21 protein-coding genes are annotated in these 17,795 nt (G+C 59.8%); 19 read left to right on the top strand and 2 right to left on the bottom strand.

The annotated features are described in order from the left end of the window. Positions 1-21: 21 nt before the first annotated feature. The 5 genes from K8B33_RS07260 (at position 22) to K8B33_RS07240 (ending at position 4,151) form a co-directional block, all read left to right on the top strand. Positions 22-1,059: a chemotaxis protein CheB gene (locus K8B33_RS07260; RefSeq protein WP_223425075.1), complete on the top strand. Its 1,038-nt coding sequence runs from the start codon at positions 22-24 to the stop codon at positions 1,057-1,059. Between the two features lie 13 nt (positions 1,060-1,072). Then, on the top strand, positions 1,073-1,525 hold the full coding sequence (locus K8B33_RS07255; protein ID WP_223425073.1) for a chemotaxis protein CheW: 453 nt from the start codon (positions 1,073-1,075) through the stop codon (positions 1,523-1,525). Further along, positions 1,522-2,517: an MBL fold metallo-hydrolase gene (locus tag K8B33_RS07250; protein ID WP_223425071.1), complete on the top strand. Its 996-nt coding sequence runs from the start codon at positions 1,522-1,524 to the stop codon at positions 2,515-2,517. Before K8B33_RS07255 ends, K8B33_RS07250 begins: the two co-directional genes overlap by 4 nt. Before the next feature lie 27 nt (positions 2,518-2,544). Next, positions 2,545-3,528 carry a lysophospholipid acyltransferase family protein gene (locus K8B33_RS07245; RefSeq protein WP_223425069.1) on the top strand — a complete coding sequence of 328 codons (984 nt, stop codon included), beginning with the start codon at positions 2,545-2,547 and terminating at the stop codon, positions 3,526-3,528. Positions 3,529-3,611: 83 nt separating this feature from the next. Beyond that, complete coding sequence (locus tag K8B33_RS07240; RefSeq protein WP_223425067.1) at positions 3,612-4,151, top strand: cytochrome b; 540 nt, start codon at positions 3,612-3,614, stop codon at positions 4,149-4,151. 7 nt (positions 4,152-4,158) lie between these two features. Here the strand turns inward: K8B33_RS07240 and K8B33_RS07235 are convergent, their stop codons facing one another. Next, positions 4,159-4,419, bottom strand: coding sequence for a YebG family protein (locus K8B33_RS07235; RefSeq protein ID WP_223425064.1), 261 nt, complete (start codon positions 4,417-4,419; stop codon positions 4,159-4,161). 149 nt (positions 4,420-4,568) lie between these two features. Between K8B33_RS07235 and K8B33_RS07230 the strand changes: the two genes are divergently transcribed. From K8B33_RS07230 to K8B33_RS07175, 12 genes are all read left to right on the top strand, one after another. Continuing rightward, positions 4,569-5,138 (top strand): dihydrofolate reductase family protein, encoded by a 570-nt coding sequence (locus K8B33_RS07230; RefSeq protein ID WP_223425062.1) that lies wholly within the window; start codon positions 4,569-4,571, stop codon positions 5,136-5,138. Further along, the gene (locus K8B33_RS07225; RefSeq protein WP_223425059.1) at positions 5,135-5,857 is read left to right on the top strand and encodes an alpha/beta fold hydrolase; all 723 of its coding nucleotides are present in this window, start codon (positions 5,135-5,137) and stop codon (positions 5,855-5,857) included. Before K8B33_RS07230 ends, K8B33_RS07225 begins: the two co-directional genes overlap by 4 nt. A gap of 78 nt (positions 5,858-5,935) precedes the next feature. Beyond that, positions 5,936-6,328 (top strand): DUF1801 domain-containing protein, encoded by a 393-nt coding sequence (locus tag K8B33_RS07220; protein ID WP_223425057.1) that lies wholly within the window; start codon positions 5,936-5,938, stop codon positions 6,326-6,328. A gap of 24 nt (positions 6,329-6,352) precedes the next feature. After that, positions 6,353-6,994: a glutathione S-transferase family protein gene (locus K8B33_RS07215; protein WP_223425054.1), complete on the top strand. Its 642-nt coding sequence runs from the start codon at positions 6,353-6,355 to the stop codon at positions 6,992-6,994. Positions 6,995-7,111: 117 nt separating this feature from the next. Then, positions 7,112-7,564, top strand: coding sequence for a DoxX family protein (locus K8B33_RS07210; protein ID WP_223425051.1), 453 nt, complete (start codon positions 7,112-7,114; stop codon positions 7,562-7,564). 44 nt (positions 7,565-7,608) lie between these two features. Further along, positions 7,609-8,523 (top strand): pirin family protein, encoded by a 915-nt coding sequence (locus tag K8B33_RS07205; RefSeq protein ID WP_223425049.1) that lies wholly within the window; start codon positions 7,609-7,611, stop codon positions 8,521-8,523. Between the two features lie 196 nt (positions 8,524-8,719). After that, positions 8,720-9,139: a hypothetical protein gene (locus K8B33_RS07200; protein ID WP_223425047.1), complete on the top strand. Its 420-nt coding sequence runs from the start codon at positions 8,720-8,722 to the stop codon at positions 9,137-9,139. A gap of 15 nt (positions 9,140-9,154) precedes the next feature. After that, on the top strand, positions 9,155-9,517 hold the full coding sequence (locus K8B33_RS07195) for a cupin domain-containing protein (protein WP_223425044.1): 363 nt from the start codon (positions 9,155-9,157) through the stop codon (positions 9,515-9,517). 6 nt (positions 9,518-9,523) lie between these two features. Further along, positions 9,524-10,075: a DUF6624 domain-containing protein gene (locus K8B33_RS07190; RefSeq protein WP_223425042.1), complete on the top strand. Its 552-nt coding sequence runs from the start codon at positions 9,524-9,526 to the stop codon at positions 10,073-10,075. Between the two features lie 292 nt (positions 10,076-10,367). Next, a complete protein-coding gene (locus tag K8B33_RS07185) occupies positions 10,368-10,796 on the top strand; it encodes a VOC family protein (protein ID WP_223425039.1) in 429 nt (142 codons plus the stop codon). 68 nt (positions 10,797-10,864) lie between these two features. Beyond that, complete coding sequence (locus tag K8B33_RS07180) at positions 10,865-11,107, top strand: type II toxin-antitoxin system Phd/YefM family antitoxin (RefSeq protein ID WP_223425037.1); 243 nt, start codon at positions 10,865-10,867, stop codon at positions 11,105-11,107. Continuing rightward, entirely contained in the window at positions 11,104-11,382 is a 279-nt protein-coding gene (locus K8B33_RS07175; protein ID WP_223425035.1) for a Txe/YoeB family addiction module toxin, read from the top strand. Before K8B33_RS07180 ends, K8B33_RS07175 begins: the two co-directional genes overlap by 4 nt. 23 nt (positions 11,383-11,405) lie before the next feature. On the opposite strand, the gene trmY is transcribed toward K8B33_RS07175, so the two are convergent. Further along, positions 11,406-12,002 (bottom strand): tRNA (pseudouridine(54)-N(1))-methyltransferase TrmY, encoded by a 597-nt coding sequence (gene trmY, locus K8B33_RS07170; RefSeq protein ID WP_223425032.1) that lies wholly within the window; start codon positions 12,000-12,002, stop codon positions 11,406-11,408. A gap of 239 nt (positions 12,003-12,241) precedes the next feature. On the opposite strand from trmY, the gene K8B33_RS07165 reads away from it, so the two are divergent. Together K8B33_RS07165 and K8B33_RS07160 are read left to right on the top strand one after the other, a co-directional pair. Beyond that, complete coding sequence (locus K8B33_RS07165; protein ID WP_223425030.1) at positions 12,242-14,872, top strand: LuxR C-terminal-related transcriptional regulator; 2,631 nt, start codon at positions 12,242-12,244, stop codon at positions 14,870-14,872. 155 nt (positions 14,873-15,027) lie between these two features. Then, positions 15,028-17,775, top strand: coding sequence for a peroxidase family protein (locus K8B33_RS07160; RefSeq protein ID WP_223425027.1), 2,748 nt, complete (start codon positions 15,028-15,030; stop codon positions 17,773-17,775). Positions 17,776-17,795: the final 20 nt, after the last annotated feature.

Genomic DNA, 17,795 nt, shown 5'->3' with positions numbered 1-17,795 from the left:
CAGGCACCGCCGGAGCCTCCCGTGACGCCCGCTAACCCGCGCATCGGTATCATCGCCGACACCCGATTACAGGCCCACCTGCTGGCGTCTGCCGTGAAAGGGCAGGGTTACGAAGTGGTGCTGCTGAATACTGATCCGGCCAACCTCGAGCCGGACTGGCTGACGCAGGCGCCGGACCTCTGGGTGGTGGACCTGTCCCAGGAGGATCGCTGGCAACAGTTTCTGGATCACCTGCTGGAAAGCGCCCAGGCGCCTATTCTGTTCTGTGACGGCCAGGCGCCCGCCCGCATTGCCCCTGAATACCCGCGCTGGGAACGCCGTCTGCTGGCCAAGCTGCTGGATTACGTGGGTAAGCCCCGCATTCGCGAAGAGCTGGAGACTCTGACGCCCGCCGCAACGCCCGCCAGACCCATCGCTGCCCCTCGTGAGTTCCAGGGCCTGGCGGCGGGCCAGGTGCCGGAGCAGGTGTGGGTGCTGGGGGCGTCCCTCGGTGGGCCGGCGGCGGTAAAACAGTTCCTGGATTGTCTGCCGGCCACGCTACCGGTGGCGTTCTTTCTGGCCCAGCATATCGACGGCGGCTTTCTTGATACTCTGGCCAAGGTGCTGTGCCGCGATAACAGCTTCCACTGTGATGTCGGCCACGACGGTATGGTGCTGCATGCGGGCCAGGTGCTGCTGGCGCCGGTGGATTATGAAGTCACCTTTACCGAGACTGGCCAGCTGCGCTCATCTGGCAAGCCGTGGGAGGGGCCCTATTCACCCTCCATTGATCAGGCCATCCAGAATGCCAGTACGGCCTTCGGCGCGCGCGCCGGTGCTATCCTGTTTTCCGGCATGGGCAATGACGGCGCCATTGCCGCTCCGGCCATGGCCGCCACCGGCGCCCCGGTATGGGCGCAGTCTGCGGACAGTTGCGCGGTCAGTAGCCAGCCCGATGCCAGCCGCGACACCGGCTGTGTCAGTTACAGTGGTGATCCGGAACAACTGGCCCGTCAGCTGGTGGAGCACGTGCGCCGCGCCCTGAACCCGGCCACCGGCCACACCACCCAGACGCTTTAACGAGGAAGACACCATGGCGGAACTGCCCAACGAAGTCTCCAGCCTGCTGATCCCGATGCAGGGCAGGCCCTGGCTGATTCCCAACATCATCGTCGCGGAAGTAATTCCCTTGCGCCAACCGGACCGCCCCGGCCATGGCTCGGAATGGCTGCTGGGCTGGATCAATTGGCGCGATGCCGACATTCCGTTGCTGTCTTTCGAGCGCCTCAACGAGTCGAGCCAGGTGGTGATTGGTGAAGACGCCCACATTGCCGTGCTCAATACCGTTACCGGCAACACCGGCTTTTATGCCGTGATCATCCAGGGCATTCCCCGCCAGATGAAGATCAATCGCCAGGACTTGGTGGAAGAGCCCGTGGATACCGGTCCGGCAGAAGCCATGTATATCCAGCTGGGGGGCGATCTGGCGGTGATCCCGGATCTCGATGCCATGGAGCAGGCAGTGGCCGGCCTGCAACAGCGATGAACGAGGTGGACCGCGCTCTGCTGGCGCGGCTGGCAGAGCGCCCGGCGTTTCACAAAGGGCGCTACCGCAACCCGGACCGCACACCGCGTCACGGCTTGCGCTCTTTTTTGCGTTGGCAACGGGAGACCGGCGGCCGCTTTCCGCCGGGCCAGACATTCCCACTGCTGACACCGACACCGCAGCAGTTGCTCGCGCCGGTCGACCAACCGCGAATGACCTGGATCGGCCACGCCAGTTTCCTGTGCCAGTTCCGTGACATCAATCTGCTGACCGATCCGGTATTTGCCAAGCGGGCCAGCCCGGTGCAATGGGCCGGCCCGCGCCGTTTCACGCCGCCGGCGTTGCAGGTGGACGACCTGCCCCCGATACACAAAGTGCTGATCTCCCATAACCACTACGATCACCTGGACCGGGACACCGTACTCGCCCTGCATCGGCGATTCGGCGAGCAGATCACCTGGTATGTGCCGCAGGGCGTGGGCCAGTGGTTTCGCCGTCGCGGCATTCACGCCCTGGTCGAGCTGGCGTGGTGGCAAAGCAGCCCGTTCCCCGGCGGCGAGGCATTTTTCGTGCCGGCGCAGCATTTCAGCGGGCGCGGCCCCCACGACAGCAATCGCACCCTGTGGGGCGGCTGGGTTGTGGAAATCGACGATGTTCGCTTATATTTCGCCGGGGATACCGGCTATGGCAGCTGTTTTTCAGATATTGGCGACGTGTTTGGCGGCGTCGATATCGCCTTGCTGCCGATCGGCGCCTACGCGCCACGCTGGTTCATGGCGCCGGTGCACGTCGATCCGGCAGATGCCGTGCGCATCCATCAGGATGTGCGGGCCCGGCAATCCATCGCCATGCACTGGGGCACCTTTGTACTTACTGATGAGCCGATGGATGAGCCCCCGCGCGCGCTGCGACTGGCGTTGGCGGAGGCCGGTCTTGCCGACAGTGACTTCCGCACCTTGCAGCATGGTGAAACCCTCACGCTCAATACCTGACTCTCTGACTACGCAGGAACAGATTCAATGGCAGACAAGCGCCCCGCCAGCGCGGAAGAATATTTCATTCTCGCAGGCCTCTGGCTGTTGAGCCGATTACCGCTGAGCATCGCCACCGGCCTGGGCGGCGCAGTCGCCTGGTTGATGACCTGGCTGCCGCTGCGCATGACCAGCGCCTACCGCGTGTCGCTGGTCAATATCATGCTCTGCTATCCAGAGCTCAGCTATCAACAGGCTGCCCGGCGCGCGCGCCAGGCGGTGACCGAAACCGGTCGCACCCTGGCTGAGTTTGCCCACGTCTGGGTACGCCCGCCGGAGCAAAGCCTCGCGCGCATTACCTCCGTGCGGGGCATGGAGGCGCTGCGGGCGGCTTACGCCAGCGACCGCCCGGTGCTGCTGCTGACCCTGCACCAGTCGAGCTGGGAACTGCCCAACCTGTTGCTGGGCCCGGAAGGCCCCATGCAGGTGTTTTATCAGAAAGGCAAAAGCCAGGCGCTGACCGACATCGTCACCCGTGCCCGCGAAAGCACCGGCAGCACGCTGGTGACCGCCGACGCTCGCGGTATCAAGGCTGCCGTCAGCGCCATGGGTCGGGGTGAAGCCGTGGCCATCCTGTCCGATCACACGCCCAAAGGGCGCAACAATCCCATCGTGCCGCTATTCGGCTACCCTGTGCGCACCTCCAACCTGCCGCACAAGCTGATCAAGCGCTACCAGCCGCACATCTTCTTCGTCGGTTGCCACCGCAAGACCGGCCCCCACGACATCGAGGTCTACATCGATCCGGCCCCGGCAGACTGCTACAGTGAAGACGAAAGCACCTGCCTGACTGCCATCAACGGCAGCCTCGCCACCCTGATCAGCCGCTACCCGACGCAGTACCACTGGGTCTACAAACGCCTGCGGTATATGGGCTCCGGCAAGCAGCGGATCTACAAGACAGATGTGGTACCTTATTTGCGAAAGGCGCGCCGCGAAGGCCGCGGCCTGCGGCTGAGCGACCTGTCGTGACAGACCTGTCGTGACAGACGTTGCCGGATCAATAACAATCCAGTGAATAGCACGTTTGGAAAGCACTGTAAGGGGAGTACGCCATGGGTTTGCGCAGCACGGATACACAATGGGGCAGCCTGAATAAACTGCTCCACTGGAGCCTGTTTCTGGCCGTTCTGATGACGTTTATTGCGGTGAATGTCGCCGGCACTTACGAGCGCGGCGCCGACGAACGCACCTGGTGGATGATGTTGCACCGCAGCTTCGGGCTGACCGCCATGTTGCTGATGGGCATCTGGCTTGTCCTGCGTCCCTGGACCGGTCGCCCGCTGCAGTACGGCGCCCTGTGGCAGGCCCAGTTGTCTCGCGTTGTGCACTGGGGGCTTGTGTTGCTGGTCATCGGCATGCCGGTTGCCGGCCTGCTCATGTCACAGTTTGGCCAGCGCGAAGTCAGCGTGTTCGGGCTGTTTGTCATTCCGGTGCTGCTGGCCGAAAACAAGGACCTGTCCAGCCTGATCTACAACGCCCACACCAACATCGCGGCACCACTGATTTTCGTACTGATTCTGGTGCACATCGGCGGCAGCCTCTGGCACCACATCTTCGACAAGGACGAAACCCTGACGCGGATGATCAAGTAACGGCGGCTCACTCTGCGCTGGGCGAATCCAGTTCGCTCAGCGCATCTGCCTGGCTCTTGAAGGCCTTGGCGAAGATGGCCCGGTGCCGCGCCATGAAAATCCCCAGATTCTCCCCCTGCTGCTCACTCAGAGACGGCTCTGCCTTTTGCAGCACACTGGTCAGCATCTCTGCCAACTCCAGCATCTTGTCATGGCGGTCGGCTTCGGCTTTATCCATGAATAGTTGCTCCAGATCCCGGCTGCTGCGATATACCACTTCGACGGCCATGCATTACCTCTGCGCCTTGTTGCTGAAAGGGCTGTCCATATGGACAGTGCCGAAAGAATAGACCAATGCCCGGCTTTTGAACAGGCCATTCGTGTCGAAATCTGCATCGCCTGAACGACAGGCCTTGTTGAACCCCCGGGAGATCCGATATGGCCCATGTGATTCACTCCATCAACGCAACCCTGAGTGGCCGCTGCCACCACCTGGAGAGTCTCGTTGACGATGCCCATCACCAGTACGCGATCGACCTGGTCACTGCCGCTGACGCCCTGATCCTTGGCGCACACACCTTTGCCCTGTTCGACGCATTCTGGCCCGCCGCAGTAAACAGACAGGACCTGCCAGCCAATACCGTCGCGCTGGCGCGGGCCTTTGCGCGCACGCCGAAATACGTGGTGTCCGCAAAACCTGTAGAGACGGCCTGGGAGAATACGGTGCACCTGCCCGGCCCGGATCTCACCCTGCTCGCGAACACACTGCGCACCATAGCGGGATCAGCCGTGCTCTTCGGCAGCCCCGGCCTGGCCAGCGCAATGATGAATGCTGCGCTGATCAACGAAGTGCATCTGCTGTCTCAGCCGATCATTGGCACCGAAGGCCCGCAGGCCTATGCCGGTTTGCACGAGCGGGTCGATCTGGCACTCGTCGAGGCAAGACCCTTTCCTTCAGGTGTGGTCCTGCTGACATACAGCGTTATCGAGAAGAGGAGCGCGCAATGATTTACGTACTGGTGCCCGGCGCATGGGCAGGCAGTTGGGCCTGGGACGATGTTGCCGACAGACTGCGTGAGTCCGGGCATACCGTACATCAACTCACGCTTCCTGGCCTGGGTGATGGCGAGGGTGGTGATAAACGCGCGATTCGGTTGAGCACGCATGTTGGCGCCGTAATGGACTACCTTGCGTCCCGCGCACTGCAGGATGTCGTGCTGGTGGGCCACAGCTACTCCGGCCTGGTTGTTGGCCAGGTGGCCGTCAAATGCCCGCAACGCGTGCGTCATGGCGTTTTCGTCGAGGCCTTCTTGCCGGTGCACGGCGCGTCCCTGCTCGAGGTGTCGGGACTCGACGTGGCGTATGAAAAACAGGCCATCAGCGAGAACGGGGGCCTGTGGCCCGCGCCAACCCTGGAAGAGCTCAGGCACCAACCTCACCTGACAGAAGAACAGGTCAATCTGTTGGCCTCAAAGCAGCAGAGCCACCCGGGAAGCACCGTCACTGATCCCGCTGAGATGGCTGCCCCGCTGAGTGAGCTCAGTGCGACCTTTGTCTCGTCAAGAGGCTGGCTCAGTACATCAGGAGAGGCGGACCTTGTCGAAGCGTTGCGCGGCAACGATAGTTGGCACTTCAAGGAAATCGAGGGCGGCCATTGGCCCATGCTGTCCAGGCCTGACGCGCTTTCGGTACTTTTGCAGGATGTGCAGGATGTGCGCGTCCTGTAATTGAGTGCCGCGGGCGGTGGTAGCAGGGAGCGTGTTGGGGTGTCTGGCTCGAGGTGATAGGCAAAAGGAGGCATCAAAATGCATCCGGAGATTGTGAAGTACAACGAAAACCAGGGAGCGAACCTCAAGGCAGTATGCGACGTGCTGGCAGAGGAAATAGATAGCAACCTTCCAGAAGCTGAAAGCAGGATATGGCATGCTCACCCTGTCTGGTTTCTGGATGGGAACCCGACTGTTGGCTATAGCAGACAGAAGCCGGGTATAAGGCTGATGTTCTGGAGCGGGGCAGATTTTGAAGAAGCGGGATTGAATGTGGTGGGAAGAAAATTCAAGGATGCATCCGTTTTCTTCAATGAGGCCCTGGAAATAGAGAGGAATGATTTGCGGCGCTGGCTCAGAAAGTCCAGAGAGATTCAATGGGACTACAGGAATATTGCGAGTCGGAAAGGCCGTTTGGAGAGGCTGAAGTAACGTACAAAGGTAAGGAGAGGCAGTGTGTCCGAGTTTATCATTACCACATTCGATTGGGTGCCCGAGACGCCCCGTGGGTATGTGCGAGACATACGCTTGCGCTGGGCAATGGAGGAGGCGGGGCTGCCTTATCGTGTGGAGAGCACGTCATTCACGAGCCGAAGTGATGCGCATTTTGCCAGGCAGCCTTTTGGCCAGGTGCCGTGGTTGACCCATGGTGACACGTCCATCTTTGAGAGCGGTGCAGCACTGCTGTATCTGGCTGAGCAAAGTGGCGTTCTGATGCCGCAGGATGCGATGGGCCGCTATAAAGTCATCGAATGGCTTTTTGCCGGGCTTAATTCTGTCGAAATGGCAACGGTGCCCTGGTCCCTTTTCATGTTTTCAGACGATACCCAAAAGACGCCCGGGCGCAAAACCCTGGATGCCTTCCTGGCGAGCCGTCTCCACCATATGGAGCAAGTGCTCGCAGGGCGCGAATGGTTGGCCGATGCCTTCTCGGTGGCTGATATTGTCATGTCTGATGCTTTGCGCCTTGTCGATAGATTCAACGGCCTTGAGCAGCATGCAGCGAGCCGTGACTATATTGCGCGAGCGACTGCGCGCCCGGCGTTTTTGAAAGCGCACGCAGATCAGATGGCTTTCTATGCCGCAGCCGATGCGTGATCGATCGCCAATCAAGCAATAAATTAGATGGATTGGCGCTAATTTTCCCCGTTTATATCGAATCAATGGGCCCGCACAATGGTCATCCCTTGTTTACACACAGATGGAGACCTGACCATGAATACTGCCCTGATCAATCGCGTTGTCGGCACGGACGCCAGCCTCGCCAGCCTGGCACTGCGCATCCCGACCGGCATCATCTTTATCGCCCATGGCGCACAGAAGCTGTTTGGCAGTTTTGGTGGCCACGGATTGGAAGGCACCGGGCAGTGGATGGCCTCCATCGGCCTGCAGCCGGGCTACCTGATGGCCCTGGCAGCAGGCAGTGCCGAGTTCTTCGGCGGTATCGCCCTCCTGTTGGGATTGCTGACTCGTCCGGCGGCGGCAGTGCTGGCCTTCACCATGCTGGTGGCGATTTTCGCGGTACACATCGGCAACGGCCTCTTTATGAGCAACAATGGCTATGAGTTCGGCCTGGCGTTGCTTGCCATCTCGGTGGCACTGTTCATTAGCGGTGGCGGCCGAGCTTCGGTTGACCGGCTGATCGGTCAGCGTCTTGCAGGTGCCTGATGGCAGGCTGAGGTTCTGAAACCGATCCGAAAAGGGGGTGCGCGATGAGCAATGTTCTTGACCATGTTGAGCAGCACTGTGACAGCCTTGCCGCGCCCTGTGGCGCGGTACAGCTGATCCTGACGCCAAAAGAGACGGATCTTGGTGGCTTCTCTGTGCGGCGCCTGCTGCCAACAGCAAAACGTCGCATGGTGGGGCCGTGGATCTTCTTTGATCACATGGGCCCGGCACATTTTCCTGCCGGCAGTGGCATCAATGTTCGCCCGCATCCTCATATTGGTATCGCGACCGTCACCTACCTGTTTGACGGCGAAATCCTGCACCGGGATTCGGTCGGCAGTTTGCAGGCGATTCGCCCGGGTGACGTTAATCTGATGGTGGCTGGCCGCGGTATCGTACATTCGGAGCGTGAGCGCCCGGAAGTGACCGCTGTCGATCACCGCCTGAACGGCCTGCAGCTGTGGCTGGCGCTCCCGGCTGAGCACGAGGAAACAGCACCGGCGTTCTACCACCATCCCGGTAACGACATACCGCAAGTGGATGTCGACGGTGTGACGGTACGCGTCATCATGGGCAGCGCATACGGCGTCACCTCGCCGGTCGAGGTGTTTTCGGAGACGCTTTATTTCGAAGCCCATCTGCGTGCGGGGCAGAGCCTGCTGTTGCCGGATGCGCCAGAACGGGCCGTTTACGTGGCCAGCGGCAGCTTGCAGACGGAGGCAACCACGTTGCCGGAATGGTCGATGACGGTCTTTGCCGAACAGTCGGGAATTCGCATTACTGCCAATACGGATGCGCGTATTGCACTGATTGGCGGTGCGCCAGTGGGCGACCGTTTTATCGACTGGAATTTTGTTTCCAGTCGCCGTGAGCGCATCGCGCAGGCCAGGGAGGACTGGCGCGAGCGACGTTTCCCGTTGGTGGCTGGCGACGAAGAGGAATTTATTCCGTTGCCGTAACCGTGGCGCCGGTGTCTCGCCGAACCTCAAACCGAAGCGCCACCTTATTTCCGTGAAGCGAAGTGATAATGTTATGGAAGGGTGATGCTCGGGAGTGTAAGTTCTCCGGAGAGAGAATTTGCATGTTTTTCTCTCGTCACAGATAAAGCCCTTATCAAAATATGAACGCGGATCATAGCGTGAAAAAGGAGCTTCAATGAAGCTGGCGATGTTTGAACCAACGAGTGAAAGCAAGAAAGAAATTGACGATTGGTTTGTCGCGTATGACGAGCTGACCAGATATTTCAAATTTGAAGAGATGGCGGATCGGGGCCTGTTCCCCATGTATGTGATCACGGACGACTCTACAGGAAATGGCGTAACGCGAACCTGGTCGCGGGAAGATTTTATCACGTCCATGAAAAGCGCCATGGAGAATACGCCGGATGACATCCAGTACAACACCGTGCGAAAGCCGTATATGATCAATGCCAATGTCGCCATCGTACTTACTGAGTGGCGTCCGAATAAGGATAGCGATGAGGGCGCCTTGAAGTACGCGGACGTACTGCTGAAGAAAGATGGTGAGTGGCGTTTTCAGACGATGATCCAGGGCGGGTGGGGAGACTTCCTGTAGAAAAAGGAGAGCGTGTTGGAGTTTCTGACAAACAAGGACTTTCGCAGCCTCTCGAATCCGGGCGTCACCTCATTGCAGCTGGTGTCACCGCACAACTCGGGATCACAGCAAGTCACCATTACACAGGTCACTGTTTCACCCGGCGCCCGGCAGGCGCGCCACGCTCATCAGGCATCCGAGCAGATATGGATCGTCACATCGGGGGAGGGCACGTTGCTTCTGGCCGATGGCGAAACGCGGGTTATCCGGTCGGGTGAGGTGGTGCGGTTTGAAAAAGGCGATGTCCACGGAGTGGAAGTTGGCGAGGACCAGGCGTTCGTATATCTGGCGGTTACCTCGCCCCCTATAGATTTCACCTCAATCTATGGACGAGGATAATCCCGCATGCATAAAGCGCCGATAAATCTGAATCTTGCAGATGAATTGATCCAAATGATGAAAGAGGATCAGCAGGTGTTGCAGGCGCTCTTTAATGCCGGGGAGTTGCCCAGCGAGTCATACCATCCCCGGATGAAAGCGCTGCACGAGCGGAATGCCTCGCGCTTGAAGACGATTATTGGTCGTCATGGCTGGCCTGGCATGTCGTTGGTGGGGGAAGAGGCGTCCAGGGCGGCGTGGCTTGTCGCCCAGCATGCAGTGTCTGACCCCGAATTCATGGCGGAATGTGTTGGCTTGTTGGAAGACGCTGTCGCCAGGCAAGATGTGGCGGGTTGGCAGTTGGCGTTCCTTCAGGATCGGGTGCGTACATTGGCGGGTAAGCTTCAGTACTATGGCACCCAGTTTGATGTTGATGAAAAGGGGTGGCCGACACCGTTTCCCATCGAAGAGCCTGATACGGTTAATGAGCGCCGTGCCCGTCTGGGGCTGAATTCCCTTGAGGAGCGCCTGGAGCAGATGATTGAGCAGGAGCGCAAGCGCCGCGCCGATATTGAATGAACCCGTTAGGAACCTCTGAATAACTCCCTGCGCTCTCTGCGTGGCCTGAAGCGCGCAGATGCAAGGCGCGTCGCGCAGGGAATGGCCGTAGCCCTTTTCAAGCGGCGCAACGCGGCAGATGTACGCTTCAGGCCGCGCCCTTCGGGGCTTTCAGGCTGGCGCGCACTCCGCGTTGCACTTTCTCGACATAGCGCCACTATGCCTTCGAAAGTACGCCTTGATTGCGCGCCAGCCTGAAAGCCAGAGAGCGCAGGGAGTTATTCAGAGGTTCCTTAGTCGAAGCGGAGGAATCATGAAGCCACGAATCAGTATGATCACGTTGGGTGTGCAGGATCTGAAGCGTTCCATCGCGTTCTACGAAGCGGGTCTCGGCCTGCCGCGCATGGACTCCCCGCCGGAGGTGGCCTTCTTTACGTTGAATGGCACCTGGCTGGGGCTGTACGGGCGTGATGCGCTTGCGGCGGATGCGCAGGTAGACGGTGCTTCCGGCGGGTTTGCCGGATTCAGTCTTGCGCACAATGTCAGCACTGAACAGGAAGTGGATGAGGTGATGGCGCAGGCTGTTTCGGCGGGCGCTGTCATCACCAAGTCCGCGCGGAAGACAGAGTGGGGTGGCTACGCGGGTTACTTCTCTGACCCCGATGGGTATCTGTGGGAAGTCGCGCACAATCCATTGTTCTGGGTCGGGCCCTCTGATGGGGCTCCCGGCGATGCGGCATGACGTTCGTATTGACGTACGTACCTGAAGGCGTACAATTGGTCAAAATATGAACATACCGAAGGTGCGTCATGACCGGGATAACTGCCACTGAGGCGCGCAGCAACCTTTATCGATTAATTGATGAAACGGCCGAATCCCACCAGCCGATCGTTATCATGGGCAAGCGAAATAAAGCTGTCCTGGTGTCTGAAGAAGACTGGTCAGCCATTCAGGAAACACTGCACCTGCTTTCTGTGCCAGGTATGCGAGAGTCTATTCGTGAGGGGATGGATACCCCTGTGGATGAATGCGATAAGGAGCTGGATTGGTGACATGGACGTTGGTTTACACCAGGCAAGCCCAGAAAGATGCAAGGAAGGTGGCCGCCAGCGGCCTGAAGACAAAAGCGCAGGAATTGCTGGCCCTGATTGCAGAAGATCCGTATCGGAAGCCGCCTCCGTATGAAAAGCTGATCGGTGATCTCGCGGGGGCGCTTTCGCGCCGGATCAATATTCAGCATCGTCTGGTATATCAAGTGTTGGAAGGCCAAGTGTTGGAAGGCGAGCGGGTGGTGAAGGTTCTCCGGCTTTGGAGCCACTACGAATAACGTCTTTCCTGGACGCGATCTGATTATTCCGCCAGATCCAGCTCATTATGAATCAGCACCACACACTGTGACGCAAACAGCATGGTTGGCCCCAGGCTGATTTTTTCTGCGCCCAGTCGTTTCAGGCTGTTGAACGTCTTCTTTGGCATGGGGATATGGTCGGTCAGCAGGAAGCAAGGGTTGCTGGCAAACGTCATCGTGCGAACCGGTGTGCCTTTTTTGTCCATCATGTAAAGCGGATGATCTTCCGCCAGATCCTTCACCAACCGTTCAAAGCTCAGCGTGCGTACGCGGATGCCTGGCTCCACGGCGCGCTCCTCTTCCTTGCCCAGTCCCTGTGATGCGTCCAGCGCCTTGGCTACCTTGGCCAGCAGCGCTTGCTCATGGAAGCCACCGATATGCTGCATGTCAGCGGCAGTAAAGGTGATGGTGCGGGAAAAGTCCCGAGTGCTTTCCAGCACCAGGTGCACGACCACATCGTCCCGATGCGACTGGGCCACAAACAGGCTGTTCATCAGCGTGTGGGCAAGAATTTCCGTATGGGCATCGCCGCCGACATGGGCCAGCAGAGCCTGGCTGTCGGTGGGGGCGGCGCGGGCGCGGAGCACGAAGGTGCGCATGAAAATAACTCATTGAAAGGTCAGGCGATTGTAGCGTACTTCCGTCGCGCATTTCAGTGATGGGACGGCTGTAGCGCAGTTTGTGATTTACCGCCACGGCGCTACCGTATTGCCCGGATTGTGATCAAATGCCGGAACTGCTCCGCCAGTATCCGTTAGTTTGCTAATCGGCACGAGCGTTCCGGTCGGCTGACAGGAACACGCAGACAATAATAACAAGTGCGCCAGGCAGACCAGAAATGAGTACGACTGATGCGTCCCGGCTGCCACCGGGCCGGTACTACCGGAAGGAATTGGTGGCATTGCTGGACCACTGCACCCAGGTCCCCCTTACCCTGTTGCTGGCCCCGGCCGGGGCGGGCAAATCCACTTTGCTCAGCCAGTGGCAGGCGCGGCCGGACATCGGCGCGGTGATCTCACTGAGCCTGCGGCCTGCGGATGATGACCCGGTGCGCTTCTTGCGCCGTTTCGCCGAAGGGACGCGCGCGGTGGTGCCCGCCTTTGATACCTCCTGGTTCATGCCTTTCGATGTGGCCGAGTTGCCGCCGGCGTCGATTGCCGACGCCCTCTTTGATGCGCTGGAGCAGGTGGACGAGCCGCTGTTCATTGTCTTTGATGACTTCCAGCATATTCGCAGCCCGGAAACCCTCAGTGTTATCAGCACGTTGCTGGCCCAGCCGCCGGGGAATGTGCATCTGATCATCGCCAGCCGCACGCAGCCGGCCTTCGATGTGAGCCGGTTGCGGCTGGAAGATCGTCTGCTGGAAATCAATGCTGCCGATCTGAAGATTCGTCGCGAAGAAGTGACCGCGCTGAACGCAGGCCTGGGCGGCGAGGCGCTGGATGACGCCGACATGACACACCTGCTGAGCATCACCGAAGGCTGGATGGCCGGGGTCAAGATTGCGCTGCTGGCGGCTATTCGCTCGGGCATGCAGACGCTACAGGATTTTGATGCGAGCCAGCCGGAGCTGATGGCGTACTTCGGCCATGCGGTGCTCAAGGGCCTGCCGGATACCGCCCGCACGCTGTTCATGCAGAGCGCCTTGCTGGACAGCTTCAATGCCGCACTGTGCGACGAGGTGTTGCAGAGCGATCGCTCCGCGCGCCTGATAGAGGAACTGAGCTCCCGCGAGTTGTTTCTGATACCGGTGGCGGGCCAGCCGGGCTGGTATCGCTACCATGCCTTGCTACGGGATTTCCTGCGTGCTCGGGTGGCCATTGATATGCCCGACTGCATCACTGCCATCCATCGTCGCGCCACCCGTTTTTTTGTGCGCCATCAGAATTTTCGCCAGGCCGTGTGGCATGCGAAACGGGCAGGGGATGACGGCCTGTTTATCCATTCGCTGGAGCAGGCTTTCGACTACTGGCTGCGCGAAGGCTACGCCGCACATATTCTGGATTGGGCGGAGACGCTGCCGGATGACGTCATTCTTGGTCGCGACGAACTGGCCGCGCCATTGATCAGCACGCTGACGCTGTCGCGTCGCTTCTTTCGTGCTCGCTATTACCTGGATGCCTTGAAGGAAGCCCCGCGCAGTGGCGAAGCTGCCCGGGACAACCATGCCCGGGTGATCGATTTTCTGGAAATGCACCTGCAGCTTTTTCAGCACGACACCGACTTCATGGAAGGGGCCAATCTGTCACTGCTGATGGAAAGCTGCGGCCACCGGGATATCCGCGCCTTCTCCCTGGCCATGGTGGCTTATCACCATCTGCAACATGGCCGGCTGGAATCGGCGCTGGCGTTTTCCTGCCAGGCGCGGGAAGTGCTGTTGCGTCTGGGGCACCGCTTCACCGCCGGGTATGCGGGGTTGATTACCGCCCTGGCCAATCACCAGCTCGGTCACATCGGCGAGGCGGTAGCCTTTATCAACGAGCACTTTCATAACACAACGCGGGACTGCCCCACCTGGTCCCTGTGGGCCACCGGCATGGTGGTGGTGCTCTATGACCAGAGCCGCCTGACCGAGGCGCAGCAGCTCTGCGAAGATTTACTGCCCATGGTCTCCAGCGCGTCCGCCACGGAAGTGATCTCCACGGTCTATCTGACCCTGTCGCGCCTGCAGCATTTGCAGGGCAAGCACCAACCTGCAGAGCGCATGCTGGAAAAGCTGCTCGGCATTCTGCAGCTCGGCAACTACGAGCGCTTTGTCAGCATGACGGTGCTGGAAATGGTGCGCCAGGCCTTCACCGCCGGCCACTGGGCCCGGCTGGACGCAGTGGCCGAGCGCTTTGACCTGGCCGGTTGGGTGGCGGACAACGGCGCGCATACCCCGCACACCTACAGCCAGAGCTGGGAACGAAAAGGCCTGGCGGCGGCGTATTGGCTGATCGCCAATGGCCGCCTGGCCGAGGCGGAAGCCGTGTTGCAGCGATTGCTCGCGGTAGTCAAGACGGCAGGCATCAAGACCCGCGCCTCCATCATGGAAGCCAACCTGCTGGTGATCGCCAGCAAACAGCAGCCTGCCGCAGAACAGGCCAAACAGGTGGATGCGCTGATCACCCGTCACGGGCTGCTCAACATCAATCGCTCGGTGTTCGATGAGGCCCCCGGCCTGGCCAGCCTGATGAATCGGCTATGGCGCGGCGGCGCGCTGATGCTGCCGGCCTGCTACACCGAATTGTTCCCCGCCGTCTTCGACGTCGCCCCGGGCAATGACCCGCTGGAAGTCGACCCGGATTCGGTACTGACCCCCAAAGAGCTGGAGATATTTGAACTGCTGCAAGGCGGCCTGAGCAATGCCCTGATCAGCGAGAAGACCGGCACCTCCATCACCACCACCAAATGGCACCTGAAAAACATCTACAGCAAGTTGGGCCTCTCCAATCGCACGGAAGCCGTTCTGCGTGCGGCGCCACGGTAGCGGCGCGGCCTTTCTTCTACCCCGGTAAACCATGATCTGGTTGGCGATTCCTGCCCAGCCCCTCCCGCAGGAGGGGGTGGAGGGGTTGGCCCCGTTGCTAGAGTCCCGGTGTTGTCATCTGACATACCCCGAGAACAAGAAGACGGAGACCTATCATGCCTATAACCCCCTGGGTTACCTGGCCTATCCTGACCAAATTCGGCACCCTGGGCGTTATGGGTGCGTTGCTGGTCCTGGCCGCGCAGCGGGAAAACCTGCTGAATAACAATATGTTCGACCAGGAAAACTGGGCCGACAAGAATGCGCCCATCGTGTGTGACGAGCGTAGCCTCACCGCGCGGACGGAAGACGGCACCTGCAACATCCTGGAAAATCCGGCGGAAGGCTCCGCCCATGTGCGCTTCGGCCGTAACGTCAATCCGGACGTGGCCCAGCCGGAAACCCTCAACGACACCCTGTTGATCCCCAACCCCCGTGAAGTGAGTAATCTGCTCATGTCCCGGGACGGCGACTTCAAGCCGGCCACCACACTGAACTTTATCGCTACCGCGTGGATTCAGTTCATGGTGCATGACTGGTTTGATCATGGGCCAAACAGCGAAGCGGACCCGATCGAATTCCCGTTGCCGGCCGGTGATGTGTTGGGCAGCGGCACCATGTCTGTCAAACGGACCCGTCCGGACCCCAACGCGACCGGCGATGAAACCACCATCACCTACGAGAACATCAACACCCACTGGTGGGATGGTTCGCAGCTCTATGGCAGCGACAAGGAAACCAACGATGCCGTGCGTGCGTTTGTGGACGGCAAGCTGAAAGTCGACAGCAACGGCCGCCTGCCCACGGAGTTCTTCAGTGGCAAGCCGGTTACCGGCTTCAATGAAAACTGGTGGGTCGGGCTGAGCCTGCTGCACCACCTGTTCACACTGGAGCACAACAAGATCGCCGAGATGCTCAAGGCCAACAACCCGGGCATGTCTGATCAATGGCTGTTCGACAAGGCGCGTCTGATCAATTCCGCCCTGATGGCCAAGATCCACACCGTGGAATGGACCCCCGCCATCCTCGCCAATCCGGTACTGGAACGGGCGATGTACGCCAACTGGTGGGGCCTGGGCGGCGACCGGGACACCCGCGACAAATTCCAGGACGACCTGAACGTGCTCAACAACAACCTGAGCCAGTTGGGTAACCTGTTCAATCTGGTGGGTATCGACACCGGTCTGGGCAACAGCCCCACCGGCTCCATCGAACATGCGCTGGCGGGCCTGGTGGGTTCGCGCACACCGAACAACTACGGTGTGCCATACACGCTCACCGAAGAGTTCGTGTCGGTGTACCGTATGCACCCGTTGCTGCGTGACGAGATCAAGGTCTTTGATATCGGCTCCAATATCGTCGACCGGGAGATTCCTATTCAGTATACCCGCGATGGCAATGCGGAAGCGCTGCTCAGCGCGGAAGGCCAGGACCGCCTGTGGTATTCCTTCGGTATCACCCATCCCGGCGCCCTGACGCTGAGGAACTACCCGGATTTCATGCGTAACCTGTCCGTGCCCTTTGCCGGCGATATCGACATGGCGGCCATCGACGTGCTGCGTGATCGCGAACGGGGCGTGCCGCGCTACAATGAGTTCCGTCGCCAGATCGGCCTCAAGCCGATCACGCAGTTCGAAGACCTGACCAGCGATCCCCAACTGCTGGCGGATCTGAAGGCGCTCTACAACAACGACATTGAAATGATTGATACCCTGGTCGGGCAGCTGGCGGAAGAAACCCGCCCCGAAGGTTTCGGCTTCGGCGAGACCTCCTTCCAGATTTTCATTCTCAATGCCTCACGTCGCCTGATGACGGACCGCTTCTTCACCACCGATTACACCAACGAGGTTTACACCGTCGCTGGCATCGACTGGGTGGAGGAGAACACGATGGTGGACGTGCTGCGTCGTCATTTCCCCTCGCTGAACACCAGCCTGGTGGGCATGGATAACGCCTTCAAGCCCTGGGGTCTGAACATGCCCGACGACTACCAGAACTGGTCCGCGCAGGCCAAACAGGATCACCTGTGGGTCAACGGCGCACTGCGCACCAGCTATAACGAAGGTGAAGTGCCGGACATCGAGCCCATCGACATCGGCGGCCTGATCAACGCGGTACTGTGGAAAAAAGTACAAGACGTCACCGACGTTGCGCCGCCGGGTTACAGCAAACCGATTCACCCGCGCGGTGCGTTGGCCAAGGTGCAGTTCCAGTCCACCGGCAATCACAATTACACCGGATTGTTCGAGGGCGCGGATCATGGCCTGTTGCGCCTGTCCGTCACTGGCGACCCGTCCGATCGCGGTTTTGCGCCCGGCCTGGCGCTGAAGTTCCTGGTGGATGGCAAGCGTTCCGAGAATGTGTCGGCGCTCTATACTCTGAGCGGGCAGGGCGACAACCACAATATCTTCGCCAACGAACTGTCCAACTATGTTCAGGCGGAAGTGAACGAAACCCTGGGTACCACTGTGCTGTTCTCACTGGTCTCCACCAAGCCCACGCTGCTGGTCATGAGCGATATGGCGAAAGTGAACCAGGACGGCAGTGCGGCGAGCAGCGTCAAAACGCCAACGCAGATCTACTTCGTGCCCAACCAGGGCCTGACCAACAGCATCAGCACGGCGCCGCATGATTTCCGTGATGATCTGACAGCCATTCCGGCGGGTACCAGAGTGTATGATATTTACGGTACTGATATGGAGATTCGCACCTCCATCTGGCCATGGATCACCGCACGCTACGCCCGCGAACGTCGCGACAGCGCAGTGAAAATCGGTGAGCTGGTCACCCAGTCCGAGTTCACCCTGTCCCAATTCGGCGATACCGGCATCTTCTTCAAGCACCAACGCTATGAAGATCGGTAGGGAAGCACAGTAGTCACACC

Origin of the sequence: Alcanivorax limicola (assembly GCF_019931215.1) — a bacterium.
Lineage (GTDB): Bacteria > Pseudomonadota > Gammaproteobacteria > Pseudomonadales > Alcanivoracaceae > Isoalcanivorax > Isoalcanivorax limicola.
The sequence above is the reverse complement of the archived record's forward strand: the minus strand, read 5'-3'. Positions and strand labels throughout refer to the sequence as shown.

What these genes read in the sequence shown, in the direction of transcription:
- K8B33_RS07240 (WP_223425067.1), top strand. Translation starts at nt 3,612, where the DNA reads ATGGGTTTGCGCAGCACGGATACACAATGGGGCAGCCTGAATAAACTG.
- K8B33_RS07250 (WP_223425071.1), top strand. Translation starts at nt 1,522, where the DNA reads ATGAACGAGGTGGACCGCGCTCTGCTGGCGCGGCTGGCAGAGCGCCCG.
- K8B33_RS07200 (WP_223425047.1), top strand. Translation starts at nt 8,720, where the DNA reads ATGAAGCTGGCGATGTTTGAACCAACGAGTGAAAGCAAGAAAGAAATT.
- K8B33_RS07245 (WP_223425069.1), top strand. Translation starts at nt 2,545, where the DNA reads ATGGCAGACAAGCGCCCCGCCAGCGCGGAAGAATATTTCATTCTCGCA.
- K8B33_RS07185 (WP_223425039.1), top strand. Translation starts at nt 10,368, where the DNA reads ATGAAGCCACGAATCAGTATGATCACGTTGGGTGTGCAGGATCTGAAG.
- K8B33_RS07160 (WP_223425027.1), top strand. Translation starts at nt 15,028, where the DNA reads ATGCCTATAACCCCCTGGGTTACCTGGCCTATCCTGACCAAATTCGGC.
- K8B33_RS07230 (WP_223425062.1), top strand. Translation starts at nt 4,569, where the DNA reads ATGGCCCATGTGATTCACTCCATCAACGCAACCCTGAGTGGCCGCTGC.
- K8B33_RS07205 (WP_223425049.1), top strand. Translation starts at nt 7,609, where the DNA reads ATGAGCAATGTTCTTGACCATGTTGAGCAGCACTGTGACAGCCTTGCC.
- K8B33_RS07255 (WP_223425073.1), top strand. Translation starts at nt 1,073, where the DNA reads ATGGCGGAACTGCCCAACGAAGTCTCCAGCCTGCTGATCCCGATGCAG.
- K8B33_RS07180 (WP_223425037.1), top strand. Translation starts at nt 10,865, where the DNA reads ATGACCGGGATAACTGCCACTGAGGCGCGCAGCAACCTTTATCGATTA.
- K8B33_RS07220 (WP_223425057.1), top strand. Translation starts at nt 5,936, where the DNA reads ATGCATCCGGAGATTGTGAAGTACAACGAAAACCAGGGAGCGAACCTC.
- K8B33_RS07225 (WP_223425059.1), top strand. Translation starts at nt 5,135, where the DNA reads ATGATTTACGTACTGGTGCCCGGCGCATGGGCAGGCAGTTGGGCCTGG.
- K8B33_RS07235 (WP_223425064.1), bottom strand. Translation starts at nt 4,419, where the DNA reads ATGGCCGTCGAAGTGGTATATCGCAGCAGCCGGGATCTGGAGCAACTA.
- K8B33_RS07165 (WP_223425030.1), top strand. Translation starts at nt 12,242, where the DNA reads ATGAGTACGACTGATGCGTCCCGGCTGCCACCGGGCCGGTACTACCGG.
- K8B33_RS07190 (WP_223425042.1), top strand. Translation starts at nt 9,524, where the DNA reads ATGCATAAAGCGCCGATAAATCTGAATCTTGCAGATGAATTGATCCAA.
- trmY (WP_223425032.1), bottom strand. Translation starts at nt 12,002, where the DNA reads ATGCGCACCTTCGTGCTCCGCGCCCGCGCCGCCCCCACCGACAGCCAG.
- K8B33_RS07210 (WP_223425051.1), top strand. Translation starts at nt 7,112, where the DNA reads ATGAATACTGCCCTGATCAATCGCGTTGTCGGCACGGACGCCAGCCTC.